A 2,506-nucleotide genomic window follows, 5' to 3' on the forward strand; every position below is an offset into this window, starting at 1 on the left:
GAGTCGTGACTGCGTGCCTTTTGAAGAATGAGCCTGCGAGTTTGCGGTGCGTTGCGAGGTTAACCCGTGTGGGGAAGCCGTAGCGAAAGCGAGTCCGAATAGGGCGATTCAGTAGCGCGCTCAAGACCCGAAGCGGAGTGATCTAGCCATGGGCAGGTTGAAGCGGAGGTAAGACTTCGTGGAGGACCGAACCCACCAGGGTTGAAAACCTGGGGGATGACCTGTGGTTAGGGGTGAAAGGCCAATCAAACTCCGTGATAGCTGGTTCTCCCCGAAATGCATTTAGGTGCAGCGTCGTGTGTTTCTTGCCGGAGGTAGAGCACTGGATAGGCGATGGGCCCTACCGGGTTACTGACCTTAGCCAAACTCCGAATGCCGGTAAGTGAGAGCACGGCAGTGAGACTGTGGGGGATAAGCTCCATGGTCGAGAGGGAAACAGCCCAGAGCATCGACTAAGGCCCCTAAGCGTACGCTAAGTGGGAAAGGATGTGGAGTCGCAGAGACAACCAGGAGGTTGGCTTAGAAGCAGCCACCCTTGAAAGAGTGCGTAATAGCTCACTGGTCAAGTGATTCCGCGCCGACAATGTAGCGGGGCTCAAGCGTACCGCCGAAGTCGTGTCATTGCAGCATGAGGGCCAACGCCCGCTGTGATGGGTAGGGGAGCGTCGTGTGCCGGGTGAAGCAGCCGCGGAAGCGAGTTGTGGACGGTTCACGAGTGAGAATGCAGGCATGAGTAGCGATACACACGTGAGAAACGTGTGCGCCGATTGACTAAGGGTTCCTGGGTCAAGCTGATCTGCCCAGGGTAAGTCGGGACCTAAGGCGAGGCCGACAGGCGTAGTCGATGGACAACCGGTTGATATTCCGGTACCCGCTTTGAAACGCCCAATACCGAGCCCATTAATGCTAAGGCCGTGAAGCCGTTCCGGACCCTTCGGGGAATGGAAAGTGGTGGAGCCGTCGACCCAAGGTGGTAGTAGGTAAGCGATGGGGTGACGCAGGAAGGTAGTCCAGCCCGGGCGGTGGTAGTCCCGGGGTAAGGGTGTAGGCCGTGTGATAGGCAAATCCGTCACACATCAAGGCTGAGACCTGATGCCGAGCCGATTGTGGTGAAGTGGATGATCCTATGCTGTCGAGAAAAGCCTCTAGCGAGTTTCATGGCGGCCCGTACCCTAAACCGACTCAGGTGGTCAGGTAGAGAATACCGAGGCGTTCGGGTGAACTATGGTTAAGGAACTCGGCAAAATGCCCCCGTAACTTCGGGAGAAGGGGGGCCATCACTGGTGATTGGATTTACTCCATGAGCTGGGGGTGGCCGCAGAGACCAGCGAGAAGCGACTGTTTACTAAAAACACAGGTCCGTGCGAAGCCGTAAGGCGATGTATACGGACTGACGCCTGCCCGGTGCTGGAACGTTAAGGGGACCGGTTAGTCACATTTCGGTGTGGCGAAGCTGAGAACTTAAGCGCCAGTAAACGGCGGTGGTAACTATAACCATCCTAAGGTAGCGAAATTCCTTGTCGGGTAAGTTCCGACCTGCACGAATGGCGTAACGACTTCTCGACTGTCTCAACCATAGGCCCGGTGAAATTGCACTACGAGTAAAGATGCTCGTTTCGCGCAGCAGGACGGAAAGACCCCGGGACCTTTACTACAGTTTGATATTGGTGTTCGGTTCGGCTTGTGTAGGATAGGTGGGAGACTTTGAAGCCGTGACGCCAGTCATGGTGGAGTCGCCGTTGAAATACCACTCTGGTCGTGCTGGATGTCTAACCTCGGTCCGTGATCCGGATCAGGGACAGTGTCTGATGGGTAGTTTAACTGGGGCGGTTGCCTCCCAAAGGGTAACGGAGGCGCCCAAAGGTTCCCTCAGCCTGGTTGGCAATCAGGTGTTGAGTGTAAGTGCACAAGGGAGCTTGACTGTGAGACCGACGGGTCGAGCAGGGACGAAAGTCGGGACTAGTGATCCGGCGGTGGCTTGTGGAAGCGCCGTCGCTCAACGGATAAAAGGTACCCCGGGGATAACAGGCTGATCTTCCCCAAGAGTCCATATCGACGGGATGGTTTGGCACCTCGATGTCGGCTCGTCGCATCCTGGGGCTGGAGTCGGTCCCAAGGGTTGGGCTGTTCGCCCATTAAAGCGGTACGCGAGCTGGGTTTAGAACGTCGTGAGACAGTTCGGTCCCTATCCGCTGCGCGCGCAGGAATATTGAGAAGGGCTGTCCCTAGTACGAGAGGACCGGGACGGACGAACCTCTGGTGTGCCAGTTGTCCTGCCAAGGGCATGGCTGGTTGGCTACGTTCGGGAGGGATAACCGCTGAAAGCATCTAAGCGGGAAGCCTGCTTCGAGATGAGTATTCCCACCTCCTTGAGAGGGTAAGGCTCCCAGTAGACGACTGGGTTGATAGGCCGGATGTGGAAGCCCAGTAATGGGTGGAGCTGACCGGTACTAATAGGCCGAGGGCTTGTCCTCAGTTGCTCGCGTCCACTGTGTTAGTTCTGAAG

Annotated in this window: 1 rRNA gene (running past one end of the window); it reads left to right on the forward strand. The window is 56.7% G+C overall.

The features are described from left to right. Positions 1 to 2,474: ribosomal RNA gene (locus ACZ4VK_RS35950) — 23S ribosomal RNA — on the forward strand; it begins 154 nt to the left of the window's first position. Positions 2,475 to 2,506 lie beyond the last annotated feature (32 nt).

Source organism: Streptomyces sp. NPDC028711, from assembly GCF_055565415.1.